The organism is Acidobacterium sp. FHG110202_01 (assembly GCF_059115305.1).
In genome coordinates, this window is sequence record NZ_JBZYWJ010000002.1 from 418,679 (window position 1) to 441,204 (window position 22,526).

Sequence of the window (22,526 nt, forward strand, 5' to 3'; positions counted from 1 at the left end):
GCAGTCAAATTTTGTCATTCTGAGCGGAGCGTAGCGAAGTCGAAGAACCTGCAGTTTGCATCGGTAGCCACAAACGCGGGTGCCCCATGTTCGGCGCGAAGCGCCTAACGTGGGGTTGTTAAATAATCTTTTCCCAAACCAAGAACATCCAAACCCAACAGGAGTACAGCCCAAATGCCACAGACCCAAGCCATCTCCGCCACATCTGCCGGAACCTTCACCCTCGGAGGCGACCTCACCGTCCACCGTCTCGGCTATGGAGCCATGCGCATTACCGGCAAAGGCATCTGGGGACCTCCCACCGACAAGCCCGCCGCCCTTGCCACGCTGCGCCGCGCCGTCGAGCTCGGAGTCAACTTCATCGATACCGCCGACTCCTACGGCCCTAACGTCTCCGAAGAGCTCATCGCCGAAGCCCTCCACCCCTACCCGTCAGGGCTTGTCATCGCCACCAAGGGCGGATGGGAGCGTGTCGGTCCCGGCCAGTGGATTCACAATGCCAGCCCCAAACATCTCACCGCCGCTGTTGAAGGCAGCCTCCAGCGCCTGCGCCTCAGCCGCATCGACGTCTACCAGCTTCACGTCCCAGATCCGGCGGTCTCCTTCGACGCATCGATGGAGACGCTCGCCAGACTGCAATCCGAGGGCAAGATTCGCCACGTCGCGCTCTCCAACGTCACCCTCGAACACGTCGAGCGCGCCCGCAAGATCGTCCCCATCGTCTCCGTGCAGAACCGCTACAGCTTCGCCGACCGCGAGTGGGACTTCCTCCTCGACCACTGCGAGAAGAACGACATCGCCTTCCTGCCCTGGGCGCCGCTCGGCCAGAGCCTCAAAGCGCACGAAGTCCTCGAAAAGGTCGCAAAGGAGCTCGGCGTAACCACGCGGCAGCTCGCACTTGCCTGGCTGCTCAAGCGGTCAAAAGTCATGATCCCCATCCCCGGAACCTCATCGGTTGCGCATTTCGAAGAAAATATCGCCGCCGCCGGCCTTGAGCTCCCGCAGTCAAAATTCGAGGAGCTCTCCGCCGTCACTCCGCCCCCCGTAAGCCTCCGCGGCTAGGACTGGCCATCCAGGCATAGCCTGTCCTGAGTTTGTCGAAGGACGCCTCCGGCGCCTTTGGAGGGCGTTGAAAAGTTGTTGTTTTGAAGGGGCACGGCTTCAGCCGTGCCGCAAGAACCGGAAATTCAGCGCGGCTTTAGCCGCTGAGGGATTGCTTTTCAAATCAAGTGAACTTTTTTCAGCACCTCTTCGTTTAATGGTCGCCCTGGCCCCTAAGTGATAGGAAGGAGAAGTCCCCCCTTTGCGCAGCACTCGCACAAAGGGGGATGAAAGTCTTCAGTCTGCCGCAACTGCGTCCGGCTCTTCCTGAAACACCTGCTCGATCACACTGGCAGCTACATTCAGCCCGTGCGTCCGCGCAATCACCTTCTGGAAGTACCGCGCCTTGTCGCGATAGGCCGGATTCCCCAGCACCTTTCCAATCAGTTCCGAAAGCCGCTCCGTTGAAACTTCGGAGACGTCCACGAACTCGCCTGCGCCGTGATATGCGATCCTTGCCGCCACGCCAGGCTGGTCATATCCGATCGGGATCGCCACCATCGGCACGCCCTGCGTCAGAGACTCAAGCGCCGTGTTCACCCCGGCATGCGTAATGCACAGTGTCGCGCGCTTGAGCAGCGCAAGCTGCGGAGCAGACCGCACGACAATGGTGTTCGCCGGAATCTTCCCCAGCGTTTTCAGGTCGATGTTCTTGCCTACTGAAAGCACGACTTCCATCTCCGGAAATCTCTCCACCGCGCGAAGAATGCTTTCATACACAGGTGCCAGCCCATTCACCAGCGTTCCCAGCGAAGCGTAGATCAGCGGCTTGCCTGTCAGCTTCTCCCACATGAACGGAATCTCTTCTCTCCCGCCGTCATCATGGAACGGGCCGGCATAGTGAAACTGGGGCGGCAGCACAGGGATGGGAAAATCGAGCTCCCTGGGCGTCTGCGTAATGATTGCGAGATTCGAAACCGTCGCCGCCGGGTTCTCCCAATCCACCTCGAGCCCCACCTTCCGGGCATAGGCCTGCGCAACCGTCTGAGCATTCACGCTGATTTCTCCCAGCAGCTGCAGCCCCTGCAGATTTCTCGCCTGCGCTTCCGGCGTTGTCTCATGCGGCCACCCATAGAGGCATAACGGCGTCGCTCCGGAAAAATCAAAGTGCAGGATCGGATACACATGCACATAAGGGATCCCGAGCTTCATGGGCACCAGTTCAGCGAAGCGATAGGTAAAGTCGATCACCAGCGCTTCTATGCCTCTCTCCGCCAGCCGCGCAGGCAGCTGTTCCAGCGTGGGCTTGAGCAGCTGGGGCGCGAACTTCATTACCGTATGCCGAATGACGTCGAGGCCCTGCCGCTCCGCCACCTCCTGCCATATTTCAGCAGTCGAGCCAACCGGAAATTCGCGTTCACAAAAAGAAGCAAATTCCAGACCGGCAGCGCGCGCATGCGGCTCAATATCCGGAACTCCGAAATATACAACTTCATGTCCACGCGATTGCACCGCGCGTGCTAACGCAGTCATCGGGTTCAAATGTCCCGACAGGGGCAAACTCAAAAAACCAATCTTCACAGTTCTTTTTCCTCCAGTCTCATGAACCGTCTGTTTACAACCTCCAGCACGGTGACCGGAGACAGAAATGGTCCGCTGAAGAAACACCCGCAGCCGCGTTTCATTCCGTTAAGGCTGAGAAAAGACATCGGGTCAGAGCAGTCGGAATATTTTGACAACTTTGCAGATCGGGAATCGATAAATAGCCAAGACTAACCCTTTGATGGGGATGGAGGAACAATATGGGCGGTGTTTCACCTTTGCAAAACTCATCACCTTTGCAAAACATATCTGAGGCGCTGGAAGGAGGACCCGAGCTTGGACAGCAGTCGGAACAGTCAAAAGTCGGTTCCTACGGCCAGAGCCAGGATCCAATTGGATCTGCGCTTCAAGGTTTGGGCCAGGATCCGCTTGGCGGGATCGAGCAGCAACTTGGGAAGGAGCTGCTGCAGGCGCTTGAGCAGCAGGCGGCACAAAGTCAGGGCAACAATGGCGGCATAGGCGGTCAGGGCAACGGCGGACAGAGGGCGGCCAATATTGGCGCTGATATCGGATCTCAAAATGGTGGCGGCCAGTTGGGCGCTCAACTCGGGGCTACGGATGCTCGTCAATTAAGGCAGGAAGGATTCAATTCCCAGGAAGCCGGGCAGTTAGGCGGAGCTAAAGGACAGTATACCGCTGCTGTAAATCAGCTGGAGAAAGACGGTGTCCAGTTGGACAGCAAAGGCAATATTGATACGAATAGTTTAAAAAATGCTTTGGATCCCAATCTTCGGCAAGACATTCAGAATTTTTACCAGGCTAGAACCAATTTAGAGAATACCGATGCCCAGCAGCGGGAGCTTAGCGGCGAGGGCGCAGCTCAGGCACAGAAAGATGCGGGGTCGGACGAAAACGCACTCTGGAAGCAAAACACGCAAGTATCTTCTTGATGTATTCCCTCAGGCATTGAAGTTGTCCTTAAATCTTCGGGGCTCTTCAATGCTTTTCAGGGAGAGAGTCTTGTTCCCGCTGACACGAGCCGACGGAACGACGTCGGCCCCACAGTCGCAGGTGGAGCATTACTCCGCAGTAGTTGGATCAATCATCGTTCTCACTTCAGACACACGGTTCGCCGGAAACCCTCCCCGCGTAGCGTGCTCCCTGACTGCCTCTCCATCTGGAGCAATATAAATACAGTAGATCTTGTCATCCGTAACGTAGCTCTGGATCCACTGAATCTGTGGCCCCATGCTGTTCAGCACGCTGCACGACTTCTGCGAGATGGCTTTAAGCTCTGCCGGAGAAAGCTTCCCCGCGCCGGGAATCTCCCGCTCAATGACAAACTTGGGCATTCTTGCACTCCCTGGTTTTCTTGATTTTGCGGGGGATGGATGCCTATCTTACCTTTCGCAGCAGCATTTGTCATGAAAAGTGAAGGGCACTATGTCGGTTCCAAAATTTGCTTCCCATAAAGTAAGGTTTTCCCTCTGCGGACCTCCGCGTCCAAAACCGCGTCGAAGATGGTGAAGTTTTTGTTCTTTCTCTCTGTCTGTAAGCTTTGTCAAGCTCCCTGAGCCACTCAAAATCCCATAACTGGCACAATCCAAACGGAATACAATCCGAAGAAAGTTGGCATAATATTACGCCCAAAATTGCTAAACTAAATATAGGGAGTAAAGAAGAAGCCCGCCATGAGGCGGGCTTTCGTGCTTCTGTGCTCTCTGAGCGCTACAACTCCGTACCCTGTTTCCAGGGGTAACCAGAAAATAGATTACCCGCTAAATATATGAAAACACTGGAGTAGTGCACAAGCAATAGAAGAATCAATCACATAGCAGGGGGTACCCCCCTCATAAGTCATTGAAAACAAGTAAATCAACTGCTACATAGGGGGGAGGGGGGTACCCCCCTTCTGGGCCGGGTCCAGGGTAGCGAGGGCTTTCAGGGGATTCGCAGCCCTCGCTCAGGTTTACCGCCAGTAGCGGTAGTATCCGCCGGGTCCGTAATAATATCGGGGATATCCATAGTAGTAGGGGTACGGATAGCCGTAAGGATACGGTGCCGCCATGTATACGGGCCTGCGCATCAGCTGCGGCTGCTGCTGTTGAACTGAAGCCGCCAGGCGCTGCAATTCCTGCGTCGACACTGGATTGACCGTCACCGCGTTCGCCAGATGGAAGCTCAGCATCGCCTCCGGCGGAAGCACTACCTGTGGGCCCCGGGTTGCAGCGGAAGCCGCTATTCCGGTTACGCCGCCCGCTGCCGCGCCGATCGCCGCGCCTGGTCCGCCTCCTGCGATAGCGCCAATTACTGCACCGAGGGCAGCTCCGCCAACAGTGTTGCCCGCCGAATAGCCAGCCTTGTTAGGACCATCGGCTCTCCACGCATCGGTTGCCAGGGAGTAGGTCTGCCCGCCGAGCTGGAGCGTCGTGATCTGCAGCTGCAATCCGGACTTGCCGCCAAGGTCGCCCGACTTCTGAACATTCACAACCTGCCCGGTCACAACCGCGCCGCGCGGAATCGCCAGCACATTGCCCGAATAGATATCACCCGCCACCGTGCCCTGGAACATCGTGCCGATCTGTACCCTGCGGGTATCGAGCGGCTCGCTCGTCCGGACATTCAGCAGAGTCCCGGCCGGAATGGTCACAGGACCGCTCGGAGGCTGCTGGTAAACAGGCTGCTGCTGTTGATAAGGAGCCGGTTGCTGCTGCGGATAACCAGGCTGTTGCTGCTGCCCCTGGGGATAACCCTGAGCCTGGGGATAATTTTGGCCCTGCGGGTAGCCCTGCTGGGGATAGCCTTGAGTCTGGGGATAGCCCTGAGCTTGAGGGTAGCCTTGAGCCTGAGGATTGCCCTGCTGTGCCGCCTCGTCGTCCGGCGGCTGCGAAACGCCCTGGTTATACGCCGGAGGAGGAGGAACCTGCTCGTCAGGCTGCTGCTGGTTAGCCGCAGCCGGCGCCTGCTGCGCAGCGGCATTGCCGACCGTCAGATTATTGACAACCGAGCGCACGCCCTGCACTTTGGCGGCAATCTGCTCGGCAAGCTGCCTTGAGGCGCTGTCGTTCACCGTGCCGGAAAGCGTCACATTGCCGCGGATCGTCGCCGCCGTAACGTTCTGCCCTTGCAATTGCTGCGAATGCGAGATTTCATATGCCACATCGGCCTGGATATCAGCGTCCGTGCGGGCAGCCTGTGCCATGGCGCTAGGGACAGCAAATGAAGAACCGGCTGCGCCCAGAGAAAGAATCGTTCCGGCAACCAGTATTCGTGCACTTCCGCCTATGAATTTCATCATCACTACACCCTCTTCAACCGCGTAGCAGCATTGCTCCGCAAAGGAATAGACGCAAGCCGCTCTGACGAGTCATTTATAAAAACCCATTGCGGCGGAAAAAGTTACGGGCCGGCAAAAGCCGTCCCGTAAACCCCTAAAAGCTTGTCATCCTGAGCGGATGAAAATAGGTTGTCATCCTGAGGCGAAGCCGAAGGACCTGCTTTTCGCATCGGCAGGCACAAAGGTGACCCTTATCCCTTCAACTTCCGATATCTGGAAATAAGCGTACTCGTGGAGCTGTCATGCTTCCCGTCACTCTTGCCTTCCAGCTCGGGAATGATGTTCTTCGCCAGCACCTTGCCCAGTTCCACGCCCCACTGGTCAAAGGAATCGATCTGCCAGATCACACCCTGGGTAAAGACGCTGTGCTCATAGAGGGCCACCAGCTTACCCAGCGCCTCCGGCGTCAGCTTTTCGAGCAGGATGGTGTTCGACGGCCGGTTGCCCTCAAACACGCGGTGGGGCACCAGCCAGTCTGGAGTGCCCTCGGCCTTCACCTGTTCCGGCGTCTTGCCGAAAGCCAGCGCTTCACCCTGGGCAAAGACGTTGGCCATCAGCAGATCGTGATGGTTGCCCAGCGGATTGAGCGTCTTGGCAAAGCCGATAAAATCGCACGGAATCAGCCTCGTGCCCTGATGAATGAGCTGATAAAAGGAGTGCTGCCCGTTCGTCCCCGGCTCGCCCCAGAAGATCGGTCCGGTCTCATACTGCACGTGCTCGCCGCCGAGCGTGACGTGCTTGCCGTTGCTCTCCATCGTGAGCTGCTGCAGATATGCCGGGAAACGCTTCAGATACTGGTCATAGGGCAGGACCGCAACCGTCTGCGCGCCGAAGAAGTCGGCATACCAGACAGAAAGGAGGCCCATCAGCACCGGCAGGTTCTTCTCAAATGGAGCCGTACGGAAATGCTCGTCCATCTCATGAAAACCGGCAAGCAACTTCTTGAACCCGTCGGCGCCGACCGCGATCATCGTCGAAAGACCGATTGCCGAGTCCATCGAGTAACGGCCGCCAACCCAGTCCCAGAAGCCGAACATGTTCGCCGTATCGATGCCGAACTTCGATACCTCGGCGGCATTGGTCGAAACCGCAACGAAGTGCTTCGCCACGGCCTTGGGATCGCTGAGCTTCTTCAGGCTCCACTCGCGCGCTGTCTGCGCATTGGTCATGGTCTCAAGCGTGGTGAAGGTCTTCGACGAGATGATAAAGAGCGTCTCTTCCGGATCGAGATCGACTGTCGCTTCGGCAAAGTCCGTTCCGTCCACATTCGAGACAAAGCGGAAGACCATGTCGCGCTTGCTGTAATGGCGCAGCGCTTCATAAGCCATCACTGGGCCCAGGTCAGAGCCACCAATGCCGACATTGATCACATTCTTGATGCGCTTGCCCGTGTGGCCAAGCCACTCACCACTGCGCACACGCTCTGCAAAGGCAGCCATGCGGTCGAGAACCTCATGCACTTCCGGCACGACGTTCTTGCCGTCAACATTGATCGTCGCGCCCTTGGGAGCGCGCAGCGCGGTGTGCAGCACAGCACGGTTTTCTGTGATGTTGATTTTGTCGCCACGGAACATCGCGTCGATGTGCTCGCGCAGCCCGCTCTCTTCAGCCAGCTTCAACAACAGTTTCAGCGTTTCATCCGTAATACGGTGTTTCGAGTAGTCGAGATAGATGCCGGCAGCTTCCGCTGTCAGGCGCTCGCCGCGCTTCGCGTCATCGGCAAACAATGTGCGCAGATGCACGTCCTTGATCTGCTGGTAATGCGATTCCAGAGCCTTCCACGTAGAAAGCTGCGTCAGTGGAACAGACTTTACTTGAGTAGCCATGATGCTCCTTCCCTTCAGCGACTTAGATTCTCCCACGGTGCGCGCCGTCGCGCCCAGCTCGAAGAAATTTACGCTATGCCAGACTATTCATCGCAAATTCACGCGCCGCCTCAAGCAGCTTCGCAACCGATTCCTTCGAGCAGGACTCGGAGTAAATTCGCAGCAGCGGTTCCGTGCCCGAAGCACGCAACAAAAGCCATGTCTCTGCGGCCTTCGGCTTTGTTGCCGCTTCCGGATTCTTGAGGAAGAACTTGATACCATCGAGCGTTTCCACACGCTCGACCGGCATCCCGGCAAACTCCTTCATGCCGGCACGGGCTTTGGCGATGGTCGCGTTTTTCAAATCATCGTTGATGTGCAGGTCGATGCGGCCATATTGATGCTCGCCGTATTCCTCCTGCAGCCGCGCCACAAGCTGGCCAAGCGTGCGGCCTTCTTCGGCCATCACGTTCGCCAGCAGAAGTGCGTTAAGCAATCCATCACGCTCCGGCAGGTGCCGCTTGATGCCGATGCCGCCCGATTCCTCACCGCCGATCAGGATGTCCTTTTCGAGCATCAGATCGCAGACGTACTTGAAGCCGATGCCATGCTCATGCAGAGTGCGCCCGTAACGAGCCGCGATTCGGTCCAGCATCTTGGTGGTATTGAAGGCGCGTGTCACATCACCGGGCCACTTCTTGCGCTCCAGCAGCCACTGCAGCAGCACCGCGAAAATCTTATGCGGATCGACAAAGTTTCCGTTCTCATCGACAGCGCCTATGCGGTCCGCATCGCCATCCGTGGCCATGCCGGCATGGCATTTGTGTTCGACCACCGCGTCCTGCAATGCGCGGATGTGCGGCTCGATCGGCTCAGGATTGATCCCTGGAAACAGCGGATCGTGCTGAGCTCGAATCTCAACAAAATCGACACCGATCTTCGTGAAGATGCCTGCGAGCACGCCGCGCCCTGCGCCGTACATGCAGTCCACGGCAAACTTCAGTCCCGATTTGCTGATGAGATCAAGGTCTGCGAATTTCGAAATAGCCTCGATGTAAGGCGTCTGGAAATCCACTGTCTCGATCTTTGCCGGGCTGGACGCCTTCGGCAGCGGCTTTCCCAGATAACTCTCAATCTCGGCAATAATCGAGGGCTTGCCCGATCCGCCGTAGTAAGCCTTGTATTTCACACCGTTCCATTGATACGGATTGTGGCTCGACGTGATCATCACGCCGCCCGCAGCGTTGTGTGCGCGCACTCCGAAAGAAAGCGCCGGAGTCGGCGTAATACGATCGGCCAGCTTCACTTGAATTCCCGCTGAAGCAAGCACCTCGGCAACACTTTGCGCAAAAGCCTTCGAGTCGAAGCGCGTGTCATACCCGATGCAGGCGCCTTCGCCCGGATCTTTCTTCGCCAGCAGGTAATGCGCAATGGCTGCGGCTGCAGCGCGCACATTCTCAAAAGTAAAATCGTCGGCGATGACTCCACGCCATCCATCGGTTCCAAATTTAATGACGTTTGTATTTCCCATGCTTTGGATATCTTTCCAGAATCTAAATTAGCGAGGATACAGACTTTCGGCTGATCACTTCTGTTAGATCAGTTCCTTGCGCCCCTCGGCGGCAAGCTGCTTCACAATCTTGCCCACATCCTGCGAGTGATGGCGGCTGGTAATCAGAACAGCATCATCTGTCTCGACTACTACCAGGTCTTTCACGCCCACCAGCGCTACAAACTTCTTCGGGCTGAAGACATAATTTCCCTGAGCTTCGAGAGACAAACTGCCCGCGCTCTCCGCCACGTTCTCATGCTTGTCGACCGACTGCGCCAGCGCCAGCTGATGCTCATAAAGCGCCGCCCACGACCCAAGATCGTTCCATCCAAAGTTTGCCGGGAGGCAATAAAGATTGGAGTGGTGTTCGCCCTTTGCTGAGCGCGGCTCAAGCACCGCATAATCCACGCTGATGTTTTCGCACTTCGAATAGAGCCTTTCAAAAGTCTTGCGGAATTCAGGTGTCCCGTAAGCAGCGGCAATCTCTTCCAGGACTGGAGCCGTCTCAGAGAGATGCTCGCGAATCGCATTTGCCAGCGTGCGCGCGCTCCAGATAAAGATACCGCTGTTCCAGTGGTAGTTCCCGGCAGCGACAAACTCCTCAGCGCGCTCCTGATTCGGCTTCTCGGTGAAACGGCGCACCCGCAGTGAGCCGTCATCGAGCACATCGCCTGTCTCGATATATCCGTAACCTGTTTCCGGACGTGTTGGCGTCACTCCCAGCACCACCATATTCTCGCCGGCTGCTGCAATTTTGACGGCGTGTTCCAGAACAGAGAGAAATGCAGCTTCATCTCCGATCACATGGTCTGACGGAAAAATTCCCAGCACTGCATCAGGGTTTTGCTTCTCGATCAGAAACGCGGCCAGCCCTGCAGCCGGCGCAGTGTTGCGGGCAGCCGGCTCGCAGACAACGTGATCTTCCGGAATGATATCGAGCTGCTCGCAAATCGCAGGCGAAAGCAGATCGTTGGTGATCACCCAGAAATTATCGCGTTTTGCCAACGGCCCCAGACGATCTACAGTGCGCTGAATCATGGTGCGCTCGCCATCGAGCGCCAGCACCTGCTTGGCGCGCGCCTTACGACTGCGCGGCCAGAAGCGAGTGCCGCTTCCTCCCGCCAGAATGATCGGACGAAAATCGATTGCCTTTGACATGGCTCTCCATTGAGTCGAAATGTTTTAGGCAGATTGCGGAAGAATACGCATCACTTCTGTGACGCCTTGTGCTTTTATTGTCCAGTCTTTGGCGCCTGCCGGAATCACAGCGATCTGAAACCGCTCTACAACGAACGGTTCGAAACCTTTTCCTTCGATGGTCAAGGTGCCATCCGCAGCAAAGAGCACCTGGACAACATCGGCGAATGCATTTTCAGCCGAAGGAAGCTGCGTTGTCCAACGCTCGACACGGAAATACTTCTGATCGATCAGAACGGAATGCGCGTTGACATTCTTTGGAGCGATCTTCCCCGCTCCTGTTGCGACACGCATGGCTTCCATCGATTTATCAAGATGCAGCTCGCGCGGACGGCCGTAATCATACATGCGATACGTCAGGTCGCTTGTCTGCTGCGTTTCAAGCAGTACTGCGCCAGGCCAGACCGCATGTACTGTGCCTGCATCGACAAAAATCATGTCGCCTTTATGAACCGGCAGCAATGTAAGCAGCTCTTCCAGCCGCGATTCAATAATCGCAGTACGTACCTGCTCTGGCGTGGTCCCCGGCTTGATGCCAAGGGCAACCTCTGCTCCCGGATTAGCGTCGAGCGCATACCAGCACTCGGTCTTGCCGCGAGGCTCACCATACTTCTGCGCCATCGCATCGTCCGGATGCACCTGCACGCTGAGCTTTTCCTTGGGAAACAATATTTTGATAAGCAGCGGAAACTCCTCGCCTCCGCGGCCTTTGCCCAGCAGAGCTTCGCCGTTTGCTGAGGTAATGTCTTTGAGCGACTGGCCCTGCAAAGGCCCAGTCTCTGCCGCACACATCTCGCCTGTCAGCCACACTTCGCCGATAGGTTCACCCTCGGTTTTGAAATCAAACCAGGGTGAAAGATCATGAAATCCCCAGATGCGGGTCCGAAAATAAGGAGCAAGTCTGAATGGAGTTAAGGCTTGCATGTACTTCCAGTATGCCTGAAAATCACGCTGCAATACACACGCCCTCTTAACAGCAGCTACCATAAAGAAGATGGCTCGATATTTAGTGACCGGCTGCGCCGGATTTCTCGGCTCCTGGATCACCCAGGCGCTTGTAGATCGCGGAGAAGCAGTCCGCGGCTTCGACAACTTCGAAACCGGACGCAAAGAGAACCTCTCCGGCTTTCTTGACCGCATGGAATTTGTGCAAGGCGACCTGCGCGATGCAGACGCAGTTGCGCGCGCCTGCGAAGGCGTGGATTACATTTTTCATCAGGGCGCTTTGCCCTCTGTCCCGCGTTCGGTAAAAGATCCCCGCACCAGCCACACTGCAAATATTGACGGAACATTCAATCTTCTGGAAGGCGCACGTGCTGCCAGAGTAAAGCGCGTCGTCTATGCAGCGTCTTCCTCAGCCTATGGCAACCAGCCTGGCTTTCCACGCAGAGAAACCATGGTGCCCGTGCCCATCGCGCCATATCCGGTACAGAAGCTTGCCGGCGAGCTTTACATGCGCAGCTATTGGCAAGTGTATGGGCTTGAAACCGTGTGCCTGCGCTACTTCAACATCTTCGGGCCGCGCCAGGTTCCAGACTCGCCTTACAGCGGAGTGATGGCGAAGTTCACTCTCCAGATGCTGAAGGGCGAGCAACCGACGATCTTTGGCGACGGCGAGCAGGGTCGCGATTTTACTTACGTTGAGAACGCGATCTCAGCGAATCTCCTTGCAGTACAGGCTCCGGCAGAGAAAGTTGCAGGGCGAGTCTTCAACGTGGCCTGCGGCGAGCGACATACGCTGAACAAGACGTACAGAATTCTGGCCGAACTGACAGGCTTTACCAAGCCGCCGATCTACGGCCCCGAACGCACAGGCGACATTCAGAATTCTCTGGCCGATATCAGCGCGGCGCGCGAGGCCTTCGGCTATGAGCCGCTCATCAGCTTTGAAGAAGGCCTGCGCCGCACGGTCGAGTGGTATAAACAGCAAATGAAAGAGGCTGTCATCTCATGAGATTGTCATCCTGAGAGGTGAAGCGACGAAGGATCTGCTTTACTGCTTCAACAGCCGCAAAATATCCCCAGGTTAGCTTCGCGAACCCTTCGACAAGCTCAGGGCAGGCTCTGGGGCATCCGCTACTTCTCCTGCACTGCGTTCACAAGCTGCCGCAGCGGATCGAGGAATGTGAACCGCACCAGGCCAGAGGGCTTCTGTGCCGTATCAATTGCAGTCAGGCTGCTTTGTTTCCAGCCCGCAGGAGCCAAAGCTGTGCCAGAGAGAAACGCAACGGCTTCGCTGCCGATTTTTGCGAGCCCCGCAAATTGTTCTGCCCGCGTCGTTGCATCCTCAACCAATAGAGGAGAAGCTGCCACTTGCCGCTGTACTTTGGGCGAGACTCCTCGCCATCCGGAGAAAATCTGGCTGAGCTGCTGTTCACCTTCATGATGTGTAGAGTTGGCTAAAAACTCCCGTACCAACAGGTCAATGCGATGCTTCGATGCCGGGTCAGGCCTCACTGCGTCGACAAGATGATCGAGCGGCGTAAGCTGTGAGGTGTGCTGTCCCTGATAGCGTTCATGAAAGCTCACCGGCTCAAGCGCCGATGTAAAGATACGCAGCGCATCAATATCCGTTGTACCCGCCAAGGTACGCAGGCCGGCATCCTGCTGCGTGAGATGTGTCAGCCCGAATGCCTCCAGCCGTACAGATATCAGGTCCAGCCGGCGATACATGTCATCCACATCGCGCACATTCTCCGGCGACCAGAACCGCTCGGCTATCGCCGCTGTGCGCGGCCAGATGCGCGAATCGATGGTGCGCTCATAAAGCTGTTCGCCCCACATGCAGACTTCGCCGCCCAGAATCAGCTTGCGCTGCTCCGGAGTAAGGTCAGAGCTCGAAGGCAGCGGATCAGCCAGGTAGTGATCACCAGCAGTTTTCATCGCATCGAGATAGTAGGGAGCCGACAGAATTCCCTGATATCCCTGCCTTGATCCTTCGCTCAGCGACTGAATGCCACGCCATGACTGCACGACTACATCCTTGGGCAGCGCAGGATTGAGAATCTCGTCCCATCCCACCATGTGCTTGTGGTGCTTTTCGAGAATTTTCAGCAGGTGCTGGTTGAAGTATGCCTGCAGCGCAGCCGTGTCCTTCATATTGCGCTGCTGCATGAAGGCGACGATCTTCGGATTTCCCTTCCACTGCACGCCATTCGTTTCATCGCCGCCTATGTGCATGTAGGAGTCGGGAAAGATGATCGCCATCTCGCCGACAAAGCGGTCAATGAACTGATACGTACTGTCGCGTGTCGGGTCCATTGCGTCGTCAGCAACGCCGAATTCACGACGGATCTGATATGGTCCCGGCCCGCTTGAAATCTCCGGATAGCCAACGAACCAGCTCGTGCTGTGTCCCGGGATATCAAACTCGGGCACTACGCGAATGCCGCGTGCCCGCGCATATTCGACGACTTCCTTCGCCTGCTCCTGCGTGTAGAACAGGCCGTCTGAGCCCATTCCCGTAAGCTTTGGATAAACCTTGCTCTCGATGCGGAAACCCTGGTCGTCGCTCAGGTGCCAGTGGAAGACGTTGAGCTTCACTGCCGCCATGCCGTCGAGCGTGCGCTCGATCACGCTGACCGGCTCAAAGTGCCGCCCCACATCGATCATCAATCCACGCCACTGGAAACGCGGCGAATCCTGGATGCTGACTACCGGCAGAACATATCCGTTCTGGGCTGGCTGCGCCAGCTGCAGAAACGTCTCCATGCCGTGCAGCGCGCCTACGACTGTATTAGCTTGCAGCCTGGCTCCGCTTGCAGTTACGTCGAGTGAATACGACTCATCCTCATCGACAGATTGAATCGCCTGCCCTGCACCCTGAACATCGATAACCAGCGATGCGCCAGCCGCGTCTTTATGGATATCCTTGGCGATGGGAACGCCGCTTTGATATTCGAGGCGATGCAGCATGCGTCCGATACCGGCATCGAGCCGCGCATCACGAAAATGTGGAGCGGCAACCGTGAATGATGAAGTCAGCGCAAAGCTGCCCTGCTCCGCCGTCAGCTTCGCAGGCTGCGGCATCAGTGTATTGACGAAACCAGACTGGCTGGCCTGAGCTTTCAGTTGTGTTGAAGAGAACAGCATGACGCCACAAGCGAAGATAGAACAGATCGTAAGCCGCAAAAGATTTCCCCTGAAGATCGAGAGTTTCCGCGGCTTTAGAATAACAATCGAAATGCGAAACGTGCTGCTTTACTTTGTTTTCCTGTTATTTCCTGTTTTCTCTTACTCACAGGCCCCGCCGCTTCCGCCGCAGCAGTATGCCGATTTGGAAGACCTGAAGCTTGAGAACGGCTCGGTCATTCATGACTGCAAGATCGGCTACCGCACGGTGGGCACGCTGAATGCTCAGAAGTCGAACGCAGTTCTGTTTCCTACATGGTTTACGGGCCGAAGCAGCGACATCGCCATGCAAGCTGAAGCGCGACAATACATCGACAGCTCGAAATATTTCGTCATCGCAGTCGATGCCCTGGGGGATGGCGTTTCCTGCTCGCCATCGAACAGCACCACACAACATGGCGTCGACTTCCCGCAGTTCTCCATCCGTGACATGGTGTATTCCGAATACCGGCTGGTCACAGAGAAGCTCCATCTCCAGCACCTGCGCGCAGTCATGGGCGTGTCCATGGGTGGCATCCAGACCTTTCAATGGATGATCAGCTATCCAGACTTTATGGACAAAGCTGTCCCGGTCATTGGGACTCCACAACCTACTTCTTACGATCTGCTGCTCTGGAACACCGAGCTAAAGGCTCTTGAATCCGACCCGGCGTACAACGGAGGAAAATACACACAGACACCAACGCTGCCGATCGTCGTCCTGATTCACAATATGAATCTGTCGACGCCTTCCTTTCGAGCCAACCACACCACCCGCGAGGACTTTCAGCAATACTTCGAGGAACTGACGACGAACGGCGATCGCTTCTTCGATGCCAATGATTACCTGCGCCAGTTGCAGGCAATCATCGGCCACGACATTGCTCATGGAGGCTCACTCTACGATGCGGCCAAAAAGGTAAAGGCCCAGGCACTGATCATCAATGCAACGCAGGACCACATGGTGAATCCTCTGCCACCGCTTGGCTTTGCCAAGCTCATCCATGCACAAACACTGGTGCTCGAATCCGACTGCGGGCACATGGCTCCGGGATGCGAGATCAAGAGGGTTACGGCGGAGATTGAGCGGTTCTTAAGCCAGCCCTGAATTTAAGGGGCGACTAACGGTAGCGAAGAATGGCATGCCAAGCGTGCGTATGCCTGGACACCAGTCCTCAGACAAAATTGCCGCCGTCCTCTTCTACATGCGTGGGGCGGTCTTTCTTGCGAAAGACATCGTATCCAGCGCGCAGGCCGTTGAGAACGCCTGTGACCTGCCGGAGCGGAGTGGCGATGCCGTGCTGCAGGGAGGCTGTCGCCTGAGTGACGCCATTGAGAACTGTAGTCGCCATCTCATCGACACGCTCAGCCTGGGCGTGCGCCATTCCAGCTACGTCCTGGACAGTTCGGTTGATGTGCTCGGTCTGCGCGCGCAGAGTGCCGGTGGTTTCTACAAGGTGAGAAGTTGCCACCTTGATCTTTGGCGAAACATCTTCGAGCAGACTGCGCGCTACAGTAATCGCTGGCACCAGGTGTTTCTTCATCTCCTGGGACAGCTCTCGTGTCTCCTCCGCCGTCTTCCTGACGGCGAAGTACATTCCCAGCAGGACGAACGCCTGGATCAGGACGCCAATGGAAATGGCAGCAGTAAAAATAAAGAACATCACCTGCGGTATCTGCATAATACTTTCCGCTGACTACAGCAGTGGCGCTCCTCTCACAAACCTGTATTCAACTACTGCTCCCACGCCACGTGTTTTTAGTTTACAGCTGAGGCGCTTCTTGAGCGGCCGGGGCTTCGGCAGTCGTACTGGTTGTCGAACGATATGCCTGGCGTCCTGCATCGACAGCTGCCGAGACACGGTCTCCCTGTTCGTTGATGAACTGGCGGCCCTGACTCACCAGATCGCCCCATTGTGCTCTACCACGGTCGACATACTCCTTGCCGCGATCGACATATTCGCCAACCTGGGCCCTGCCGCGCTCCACATAGGTGTTGACCTGATCGGCTGCTTCCCGCGAACGCTGTTTCAGATACTCACCGCCGTCGCGGGCGCTGTTAGCCAGGTCGTCGCGTGTTTCCCTGCCCGATTTGGGAGCATAGAGGACTCCCAGCAGCGCTCCCAGGCCGAGGCCTGCGAGGAACCAGCTAAAGCCATTGGATTGTTTTTCATCCGACATAAAATATCTCCCTTCACCTAGAAACCGGATGTTATCAGAAACCAGAACCTTTCAAGGTATACAAGCGTCAATATTCTGTAGATGCTATCACCACATTTTCAGCTGCCATTTCGAAGGACTAAGATAGTGTTGCGTGCTGGTAATAGGAGATCACGTATGAGAAATACACATTTCACTCAAGCCCGCGGCCTGCAATTGGCCGTGCTGGCAACTTCTCTGCTTCTTGGCGCCGGCTGCAACCGGCAACCGGCTTCACAGCCCGCTGCGCGCACGGATCAACAGATCGCGAGCGATGTACAGGCGAAGATATCCGCCGAAGGCGCACTGAACGGACAGGCCATTCAAGTCAACGTCGTCAACGGCGTGACTACGCTTTCCGGAACAGCAAATGATGACGCATCGCGTGCTCTTGCCGGAAATGATGCCGGCAGCGTGGATGGCGTCAAGACTGTCGTCAACAACCTCACCGTAACACCTCCGCAGCAGGCGGCAGCAACTCCTCCTGCGCCGGCACCTGCTCCACCTCCGACTCGGCCTGCTCCTGAGCGCAAGCGCAAGCAGCATGAAGAGAAACAGGTAGCTCAGGCTGCTCCTATAGAGCAGCCGCAACCAACGCCTGCTCCTCAGCCTGCAGCGCCGCCTCCGGCACCGGCACCTCCTCCTCCCCCTCCGGCGCCTGTGGCCAAGACGGTCACCATTCCTGCGGGCACGGTTATTCCAGTACGGATTACCGAACCGCTCAGCAGCCAGAATGCCACGCCAAACCAGGTCTTCCACGGCACGCTTTCCAGTGACCTGATCGCTGACGGCATGGTGGCTGTTCCACATGGAGCAGCGGTGACGGGGCGAGTCGTCGATGCGAAGGACGCTGCACACTTCTCCGGGAGCTCGCTGCTTTCGATTGAGCTGACACAAATCAGCACTCGGACCCGGCAGATTCCTATTGTGACGGATGCTTACTCGAAGCAAGGACAGGGGCGCGGTAAGAATACCGCTGTGAAGGCCGGGGGCGGGGCTGCCCTGGGGGCGATTATCGGAGCGCTGGCCGGCGGCGGACGTGGCGCTGCCATTGGCGCGGCAGCCGGTGGAGCGACGGGAACGGGCGTGAACGCGGTCACACGCGGGCAGCAGGTACAGATTCAGCCGGAAACGCTAGTCAACTTCAAGCTGCAATCGCCGATCACGGTGACCACCTCCCACCAGGTGGGTGCTGCTCCGCGATCCTTCGACGACCCGAATGCTAATCCCGAGCTGCAGCAGCGTCCGCAGTAGTTCAAAGGGGAGGGGTTCCCCCTCCCCCTGGGGTGTTAAGTCTTTGAAAACACATGGCTTCTGTTTTAAATGCGGTAAAGTATTGAAAACAGGAGGGTTCCATGTAAAGTCCTGATTTCAGAAAGAAAAGCCCGCTTTTGGCGGGCTTTTTCTTTCTCAATTCTTTACCTATTTTCAGGATAACAAATTCGGCTAAATAGTATGCCAAATTTCTTTGGCCTGTATTTGGTTTGGATTGTGGTTGTTATGGGAGTCTAAATGATTTAGAGGGCTTGACAAGAAAACGCTTCTTGTTTGGGCTTACTAGTTGAATCAACATCCCGCCTTGCCCTGCAAGGCCTCGCACCCTTTCGGGTGCGGTCCTTCGACTTCGCTCAGGATGACATATCACGGGAAGTAAAGCTATCTACCCTCCGCTCAGGATGACAACATTCATCACCTGAGCGCTGCGCCTTGTCTTAGTCGAGCTTTTCCGGATGGAGGGCTATGTTCTTTTCGCCGGCTGCTTTCTTTTCCCAGTACTTTTTGACCCAGGCTTCGAAGCTTTTGCCGGCGGCTGTGTCGCGTCCGGTAAAGGCTACAGCTGCAATCTCAGAGTAAGGGATAGTCAGCTTGGTGCGCTCGTTGGCGGGGATGACGCGGACGGCTGAGTCAGCCAGCGTCTTGCCTGTCTGGCGGTCGAAGACGTAGCTGTCGATCTTGCGTCCGTCTTTCAGAGTGACGGTGACGTCACCGCGGTAGTCGAAGGCCTTCTCGAAAGCCTGGCGGACCTCTTCGTCGGAGGCGAGATCGGGAACCCATCCTTCGAGGTTCTCCCGCTCGCGGCCCTCGGCGATTTCTAGCTCGTCGGGATTGTGGGCCGATGCCGTCTCGATGACGTTGATCTTCGTCTCGATCTGCACCGTTTCTATTTGAACCAGCGGGTTGAAGCCATGCACCGGCTTGACCGGCTCATTGAGCAGATCGAGCGCGCCCTTGTCTTCGTACTTGTCGAAAAAGGTGGCGATGGCGGTGTCGAGCAGTCCCCGGAGGGAGCCGAAGGTGTAGTAAACGCCTGAGGCTTCGTATCCGGAATGGACCATGCAGTTGGCGCACTTCGGGTTGCCGGATTCGGTTCCGTAGTTCGACCAGTCGGTGGTCTCGATCAATTCCTTAAAGGTGTCGGCATAGCCATCCTGCAGGAGGTAGCAGGGCTTTTGCCAGCCGAAGACGCTGTAGGCGGGCATGCCCCAGGGCGTGCAGGTAAACTCGCGCTTGCCCATCAGGAATTCCATGTACATGGGCGAGGCATTGAACTTCCAGGTCTTCTTCCGGTTCGACAAGATGGAGCGGAAGAGGCGGCGCGAACGGGCGCGTCCGAGGAAGTGTTTCTGGTCGGGCGCCTTCTCGTAGGTGTAGCCCGGAGCCACCATCATGCCCTCGACACCGACTTCCATGAGCTCGTCGAAGAAGGCGCGAACGGAATTCGGGTCGGCTCCGTCGAAGAGCGTGGTGTTGGTGGTGACGCGGAAGCCGGCGGCCACTGCAGCCTTGATGCCTTCAAGCGCAGCGTCGTATCCGCCTTCGCGGCAGACGGAGAAGTCGTGGTGCTCGCGCTGGCCGTCGAGATGGACGGAGAACGAGAGGTATTTGCTCGGCTTGAAAAGGTGAAGCTTTTCTTTAAGAAGAAGCGCGTTCGTGCACATATACACGTACTTCTTGCGCGCTACGAGGCCTTCGACGATCTTGTCGATCTGGGGGTGCAGGAGGGGTTCACCGCCCGGGATGGAGACCATGGGCGTGCCCGCTTCTTCGACTGCGCGGAAGCACTCTTCCGGCGTCAAGTCCTGCTTGAGGACGTGGGCCGGGTATTGAATCTTGCCGCATCCGGCGCAGGCCAGGTTACAGCGGAAGAGCGGCTCCAGCATGGTGACCAGCGGGAAGCGCTTGCGGCCCTTGAACTTCTGTTTGAGGACGTATGTGGCAACCGTCCATGCCTGGGAAATTGGTACAGCCAATTTTCCTCCTTGCGAAAAACCCGGGCCTGAAGGCCCTTCTTATGGGTTTTCTATTCATCTGTGTAAAAGAGGTATGCTGGAAAGTTCGCTTTGTGTGAAAGGCACTCCCTCGGCGGCTGAAGCCGCGCTAACTTCATGCCCTTACGGCACGACTAAAGTCGTGCCCCTTCAAAACAATGACTTTTTCAGCATCCTCCAAAGCCCAGTGCTTCTACTCTTAATCTGTGCGCCGTCTTTGACGGCGACCGTTTCCCAACTACCCCACTTCGACTTCGCTCAGGGCGGGCTTGAATGGGCCACCCTTCGAATTTCAAATGCTACTGCAGGTCCCTCCGCTACGTTGCTTCGCAACTCCGGTCGGGATGACAAAACTTATGTGTTACTCGCTGCGCTCCATGGCGCGCTTGTAATTTGTGAGCGCGAGCAGCGGGAAGTAGTTCCGGTACTGGTGGTAGGCGAGGTAAAAGACCCGCGGGAAACCTGTTCCGGTGTAGATTGCCTGACGCTCGCGACCATCGTGGATGCTCTCATCCCAGCTGCCGTCGGTCTGCTGGTGCTCGATCAGCCAGCGAACGCCCTTGGCTACGCTGTCGCTGCGCGTGTCGCCTGCGGCGAGAAGACCAAGGATCGCCCAGGCAGTCTGCGAGGGCGTGCTGATGCCGATACCGCGGGTGTTGGGATCGTCGTAGCTGCCGCAGCTTTCGCCCCATCCGCCGTCTGCGTTCTGGATCATGCGGATCCACTCGGCGGCCTGCTGAATCTGCGGCTCATGGTTCCAGACGCCGATGGCTTCAAGGCCGCGCAGCACGAGGAACGTGCCGTAGATGTAATTCACGCCCCAGCGGCCGAACCAGCTTCCATCCGGTTCCTGCTCGTCGTAAATAAACTTGATGGCCTTCTCGATGCGCTTGTCTTTGCGCGTGTACCCGTAGGTGGCGAGCATCTCCAGAATGCGCCCGGTGATGTCGACGGTCGGCGGATCGAGCATCGCGTTGTGATCGGCAAACGGAATGTACTGGAAGATCATCTTCGTGTTGTCTTTGTCGAAGCTGGCCCAGCCGCCATTCCGGCACTGCATGGAGAAGATCCAGTCGATGGCGCGCTTGCAGACGTCGTACTGGTAGCGCTCGCGCGGGTTATCGACCTTGTTGAGAGCGAGCAGCACCTGCGCCGTGTCGTCCACGTCGGGGTAAAACTCGTTATTGAACTCGAAGTACCAGCCGCCCGGCTCGGCGTGGTGAACTTTCTTTGCCCAGTCGCCTTTGTGCCGGACTTCTTTCGAGAGCAGCCAGTCGGCGGCGGTGAGCATGCGCGCGTCGTTACGCGGAACGCCAGCCTCGCCAAGCGCGAAAACGGCCTGGGCCGTGTCCCACACAGGAGACATGCAGGGCTGCATGCGGAAGGTCGGCTCAGGGTAATCAGCTGTGCCGTTGGGCTCGTCGATGCCGAGCTTCTCAAATTCGTCCATAGCGCGGATGACCTGCGGATCATCGAGCGAGTAGCCGAGGCAACGCAGGGCGATGACAGCGTTGAGCATCGCGGGATAGATGGCGCCGAGACCGTCGGACATCTCAAAGCGCTCGAGCATCCATTTCTCGGCCTTCTTGAGCGCGATCTTGCGCAGCGGACGGATATGGATTCTCTCGGCCCAATGCGCGATGCGGTCCAGAAACAAGAAGAAATTGCGCCAGCTGACCCAGTTTTTGCGGTCCCAGCGAAGGTGGAGCTTCGCGTTTTCGCGGCCGCCGACAAAGAGCTCGTCGATTCCCTGCTCCGGGGGAATCTTCTTGAACGGCTTCTTTGCGTAAGCGATGGACAACGGCACAAGAATGGCGCGCGACCACGAAGAAATTTCGTAGATATTGAAGTAGAACCAGTTGGGAAAGAGGACGATCTCAGGCGGCACCGCGGGCACCGCGTCGTACTCATACTGGCCGAGCGCGCAGAGGTAAATCTTGGTGAAGGTATTGCACTCGACGACACCACCATGGATGAGAATCCATTCGCGGGCCTTGGCGAGGATCGGCTCGTCGGGCGTCATGCCCATGAGCTTGCAGGCGAAGTAGCACTTGACCGAGAGGCTGATGTTCCCCGGGCCGCCGGGATAGATGCTCCAGCTGCCGTCATCGTTCTGGTATCGAAGCATTTCCGTCAGCGCGCGCTGAAGACGCGCCTCGTCACCGGTTCCCAGAAAGCGATGGGCGAAGATGTAATCGGCCTCGAGCATCGAATCGGCTTCGAGCTCGCCGCACCAGAAGCCATCGGGGGCCTGGGTAGAGAAAATGTAATCGCGGGAATGCTCTATGGCGGCCTGGACGGCTTCCAGGGCAGCATCGATTCTGCCGAATCGGGGAACGCCCTGAGGAGTGCCGTATTGTGCCGATCCAGTGGATGTACTCATCTTGTCGCTAAAAACTTTGCCCTTAGATACACCTTAATTCCGGGTATCGCAATAAAAATGTCATTCTGAACGCAAAAAGAACCTGCCCTGG

The 22,526-nt window shown here is 57.0% G+C and carries 16 protein-coding genes and 1 pseudogene; 5 read left to right on the forward strand and 12 right to left on the reverse strand.

All coding sequences use genetic code 11. The features are described from left to right. The first annotated feature begins 174 nt into the window (after positions 1 to 174). On the forward strand, positions 175 to 1,062 hold the full coding sequence (locus tag AC5S16_RS05055; RefSeq protein ID WP_493928942.1) for an aldo/keto reductase: 888 nt from the start codon (positions 175 to 177) through the stop codon (positions 1,060 to 1,062). Between the two features lie 276 nt (positions 1,063 to 1,338). Here AC5S16_RS05055 and AC5S16_RS05060 read toward each other — a convergent pair whose 3' ends face one another. Beyond that, complete coding sequence (locus AC5S16_RS05060; protein WP_493928943.1) at positions 1,339 to 2,574, reverse strand: nucleotide disphospho-sugar-binding domain-containing protein; 1,236 nt, start codon at positions 2,572 to 2,574, stop codon at positions 1,339 to 1,341. A gap of 269 nt (positions 2,575 to 2,843) precedes the next feature. On the opposite strand from AC5S16_RS05060, the gene AC5S16_RS05065 reads away from it, so the two are divergent. Then, positions 2,844 to 3,533, forward strand: coding sequence for a hypothetical protein (locus tag AC5S16_RS05065; protein WP_493928944.1), 690 nt, complete (start codon positions 2,844 to 2,846; stop codon positions 3,531 to 3,533). Positions 3,534 to 3,662: 129 nt separating this feature from the next. Here the strand turns inward: AC5S16_RS05065 and AC5S16_RS05070 are convergent, their stop codons facing one another. The 6 genes from AC5S16_RS05070 to AC5S16_RS05095 all read right to left on the reverse strand — a co-directional run bounded on the left by AC5S16_RS05070 (position 3,663) and on the right by AC5S16_RS05095 (position 11,431). Then, positions 3,663 to 3,935 (reverse strand): DUF4242 domain-containing protein, encoded by a 273-nt coding sequence (locus AC5S16_RS05070; RefSeq protein ID WP_493928945.1) that lies wholly within the window; start codon positions 3,933 to 3,935, stop codon positions 3,663 to 3,665. A 617-nt stretch (positions 3,936 to 4,552) separates the two neighbouring features. Beyond that, the gene (locus AC5S16_RS05075; RefSeq protein WP_493928946.1) at positions 4,553 to 5,881 is read right to left on the reverse strand and encodes a BON domain-containing protein; all 1,329 of its coding nucleotides are present in this window, start codon (positions 5,879 to 5,881) and stop codon (positions 4,553 to 4,555) included. Between the two features lie 230 nt (positions 5,882 to 6,111). Next, positions 6,112 to 7,746 carry a glucose-6-phosphate isomerase gene (gene pgi / locus AC5S16_RS05080; protein WP_493928947.1) on the reverse strand — a complete coding sequence of 545 codons (1,635 nt, stop codon included), beginning with the start codon at positions 7,744 to 7,746 and terminating at the stop codon, positions 6,112 to 6,114. Positions 7,747 to 7,819: 73 nt separating this feature from the next. Continuing rightward, positions 7,820 to 9,256 (reverse strand): phosphoglucomutase/phosphomannomutase family protein, encoded by a 1,437-nt coding sequence (locus tag AC5S16_RS05085; RefSeq protein ID WP_493928948.1) that lies wholly within the window; start codon positions 9,254 to 9,256, stop codon positions 7,820 to 7,822. Between the two features lie 63 nt (positions 9,257 to 9,319). Then, a complete protein-coding gene (locus AC5S16_RS05090; RefSeq protein ID WP_493928949.1) occupies positions 9,320 to 10,435 on the reverse strand; it encodes a mannose-1-phosphate guanylyltransferase in 1,116 nt (371 codons plus the stop codon). A gap of 24 nt (positions 10,436 to 10,459) precedes the next feature. Then, positions 10,460 to 11,431 (reverse strand): type I phosphomannose isomerase catalytic subunit, encoded by a 972-nt coding sequence (locus AC5S16_RS05095; protein WP_493928950.1) that lies wholly within the window; start codon positions 11,429 to 11,431, stop codon positions 10,460 to 10,462. A 37-nt stretch (positions 11,432 to 11,468) separates the two neighbouring features. Between AC5S16_RS05095 and AC5S16_RS05100 the strand changes: the two genes are divergently transcribed. After that, positions 11,469 to 12,428 (forward strand): SDR family oxidoreductase, encoded by a 960-nt coding sequence (locus tag AC5S16_RS05100; RefSeq protein ID WP_493928951.1) that lies wholly within the window; start codon positions 11,469 to 11,471, stop codon positions 12,426 to 12,428. Between the two features lie 122 nt (positions 12,429 to 12,550). On the opposite strand, the gene AC5S16_RS05105 is transcribed toward AC5S16_RS05100, so the two are convergent. After that, the gene (locus AC5S16_RS05105; protein WP_493928952.1) at positions 12,551 to 14,566 is read right to left on the reverse strand and encodes a beta-N-acetylhexosaminidase; all 2,016 of its coding nucleotides are present in this window, start codon (positions 14,564 to 14,566) and stop codon (positions 12,551 to 12,553) included. Between AC5S16_RS05105 and AC5S16_RS05110 the strand changes: the two genes are divergently transcribed. Further along, positions 14,565 to 15,692 (forward strand): alpha/beta fold hydrolase, encoded by a 1,128-nt coding sequence (locus AC5S16_RS05110; RefSeq protein ID WP_493928953.1) that lies wholly within the window; start codon positions 14,565 to 14,567, stop codon positions 15,690 to 15,692. The genes AC5S16_RS05105 and AC5S16_RS05110 overlap by 2 nt on opposite strands. A gap of 67 nt (positions 15,693 to 15,759) precedes the next feature. On the opposite strand, the gene AC5S16_RS05115 is transcribed toward AC5S16_RS05110, so the two are convergent. Next, a complete protein-coding gene (locus tag AC5S16_RS05115; RefSeq protein WP_493928954.1) occupies positions 15,760 to 16,266 on the reverse strand; it encodes a methyl-accepting chemotaxis protein in 507 nt (168 codons plus the stop codon). A gap of 82 nt (positions 16,267 to 16,348) precedes the next feature. Then, positions 16,349 to 16,765: a YtxH domain-containing protein gene (locus AC5S16_RS05120; RefSeq protein ID WP_493928955.1), complete on the reverse strand. Its 417-nt coding sequence runs from the start codon at positions 16,763 to 16,765 to the stop codon at positions 16,349 to 16,351. A 156-nt stretch (positions 16,766 to 16,921) separates the two neighbouring features. Between AC5S16_RS05120 and AC5S16_RS05125 the strand changes: the two genes are divergently transcribed. Next, positions 16,922 to 18,037, forward strand: a complete 1,116-nt coding sequence (locus AC5S16_RS05125; protein WP_493928956.1) for a BON domain-containing protein — start codon at positions 16,922 to 16,924, stop codon at positions 18,035 to 18,037. A gap of 902 nt (positions 18,038 to 18,939) precedes the next feature. Here the strand turns inward: AC5S16_RS05125 and hpnH are convergent. Next, positions 18,940 to 20,034, reverse strand: a pseudogene (gene hpnH, locus AC5S16_RS05130) (adenosyl-hopene transferase HpnH); the annotation flags it as partial. 379 nt (positions 20,035 to 20,413) lie between these two features. Continuing rightward, positions 20,414 to 22,435 carry a squalene--hopene cyclase gene (gene shc / locus AC5S16_RS05135; protein ID WP_493928957.1) on the reverse strand — a complete coding sequence of 674 codons (2,022 nt, stop codon included), beginning with the start codon at positions 22,433 to 22,435 and terminating at the stop codon, positions 20,414 to 20,416. Positions 22,436 to 22,526: the final 91 nt, after the last annotated feature.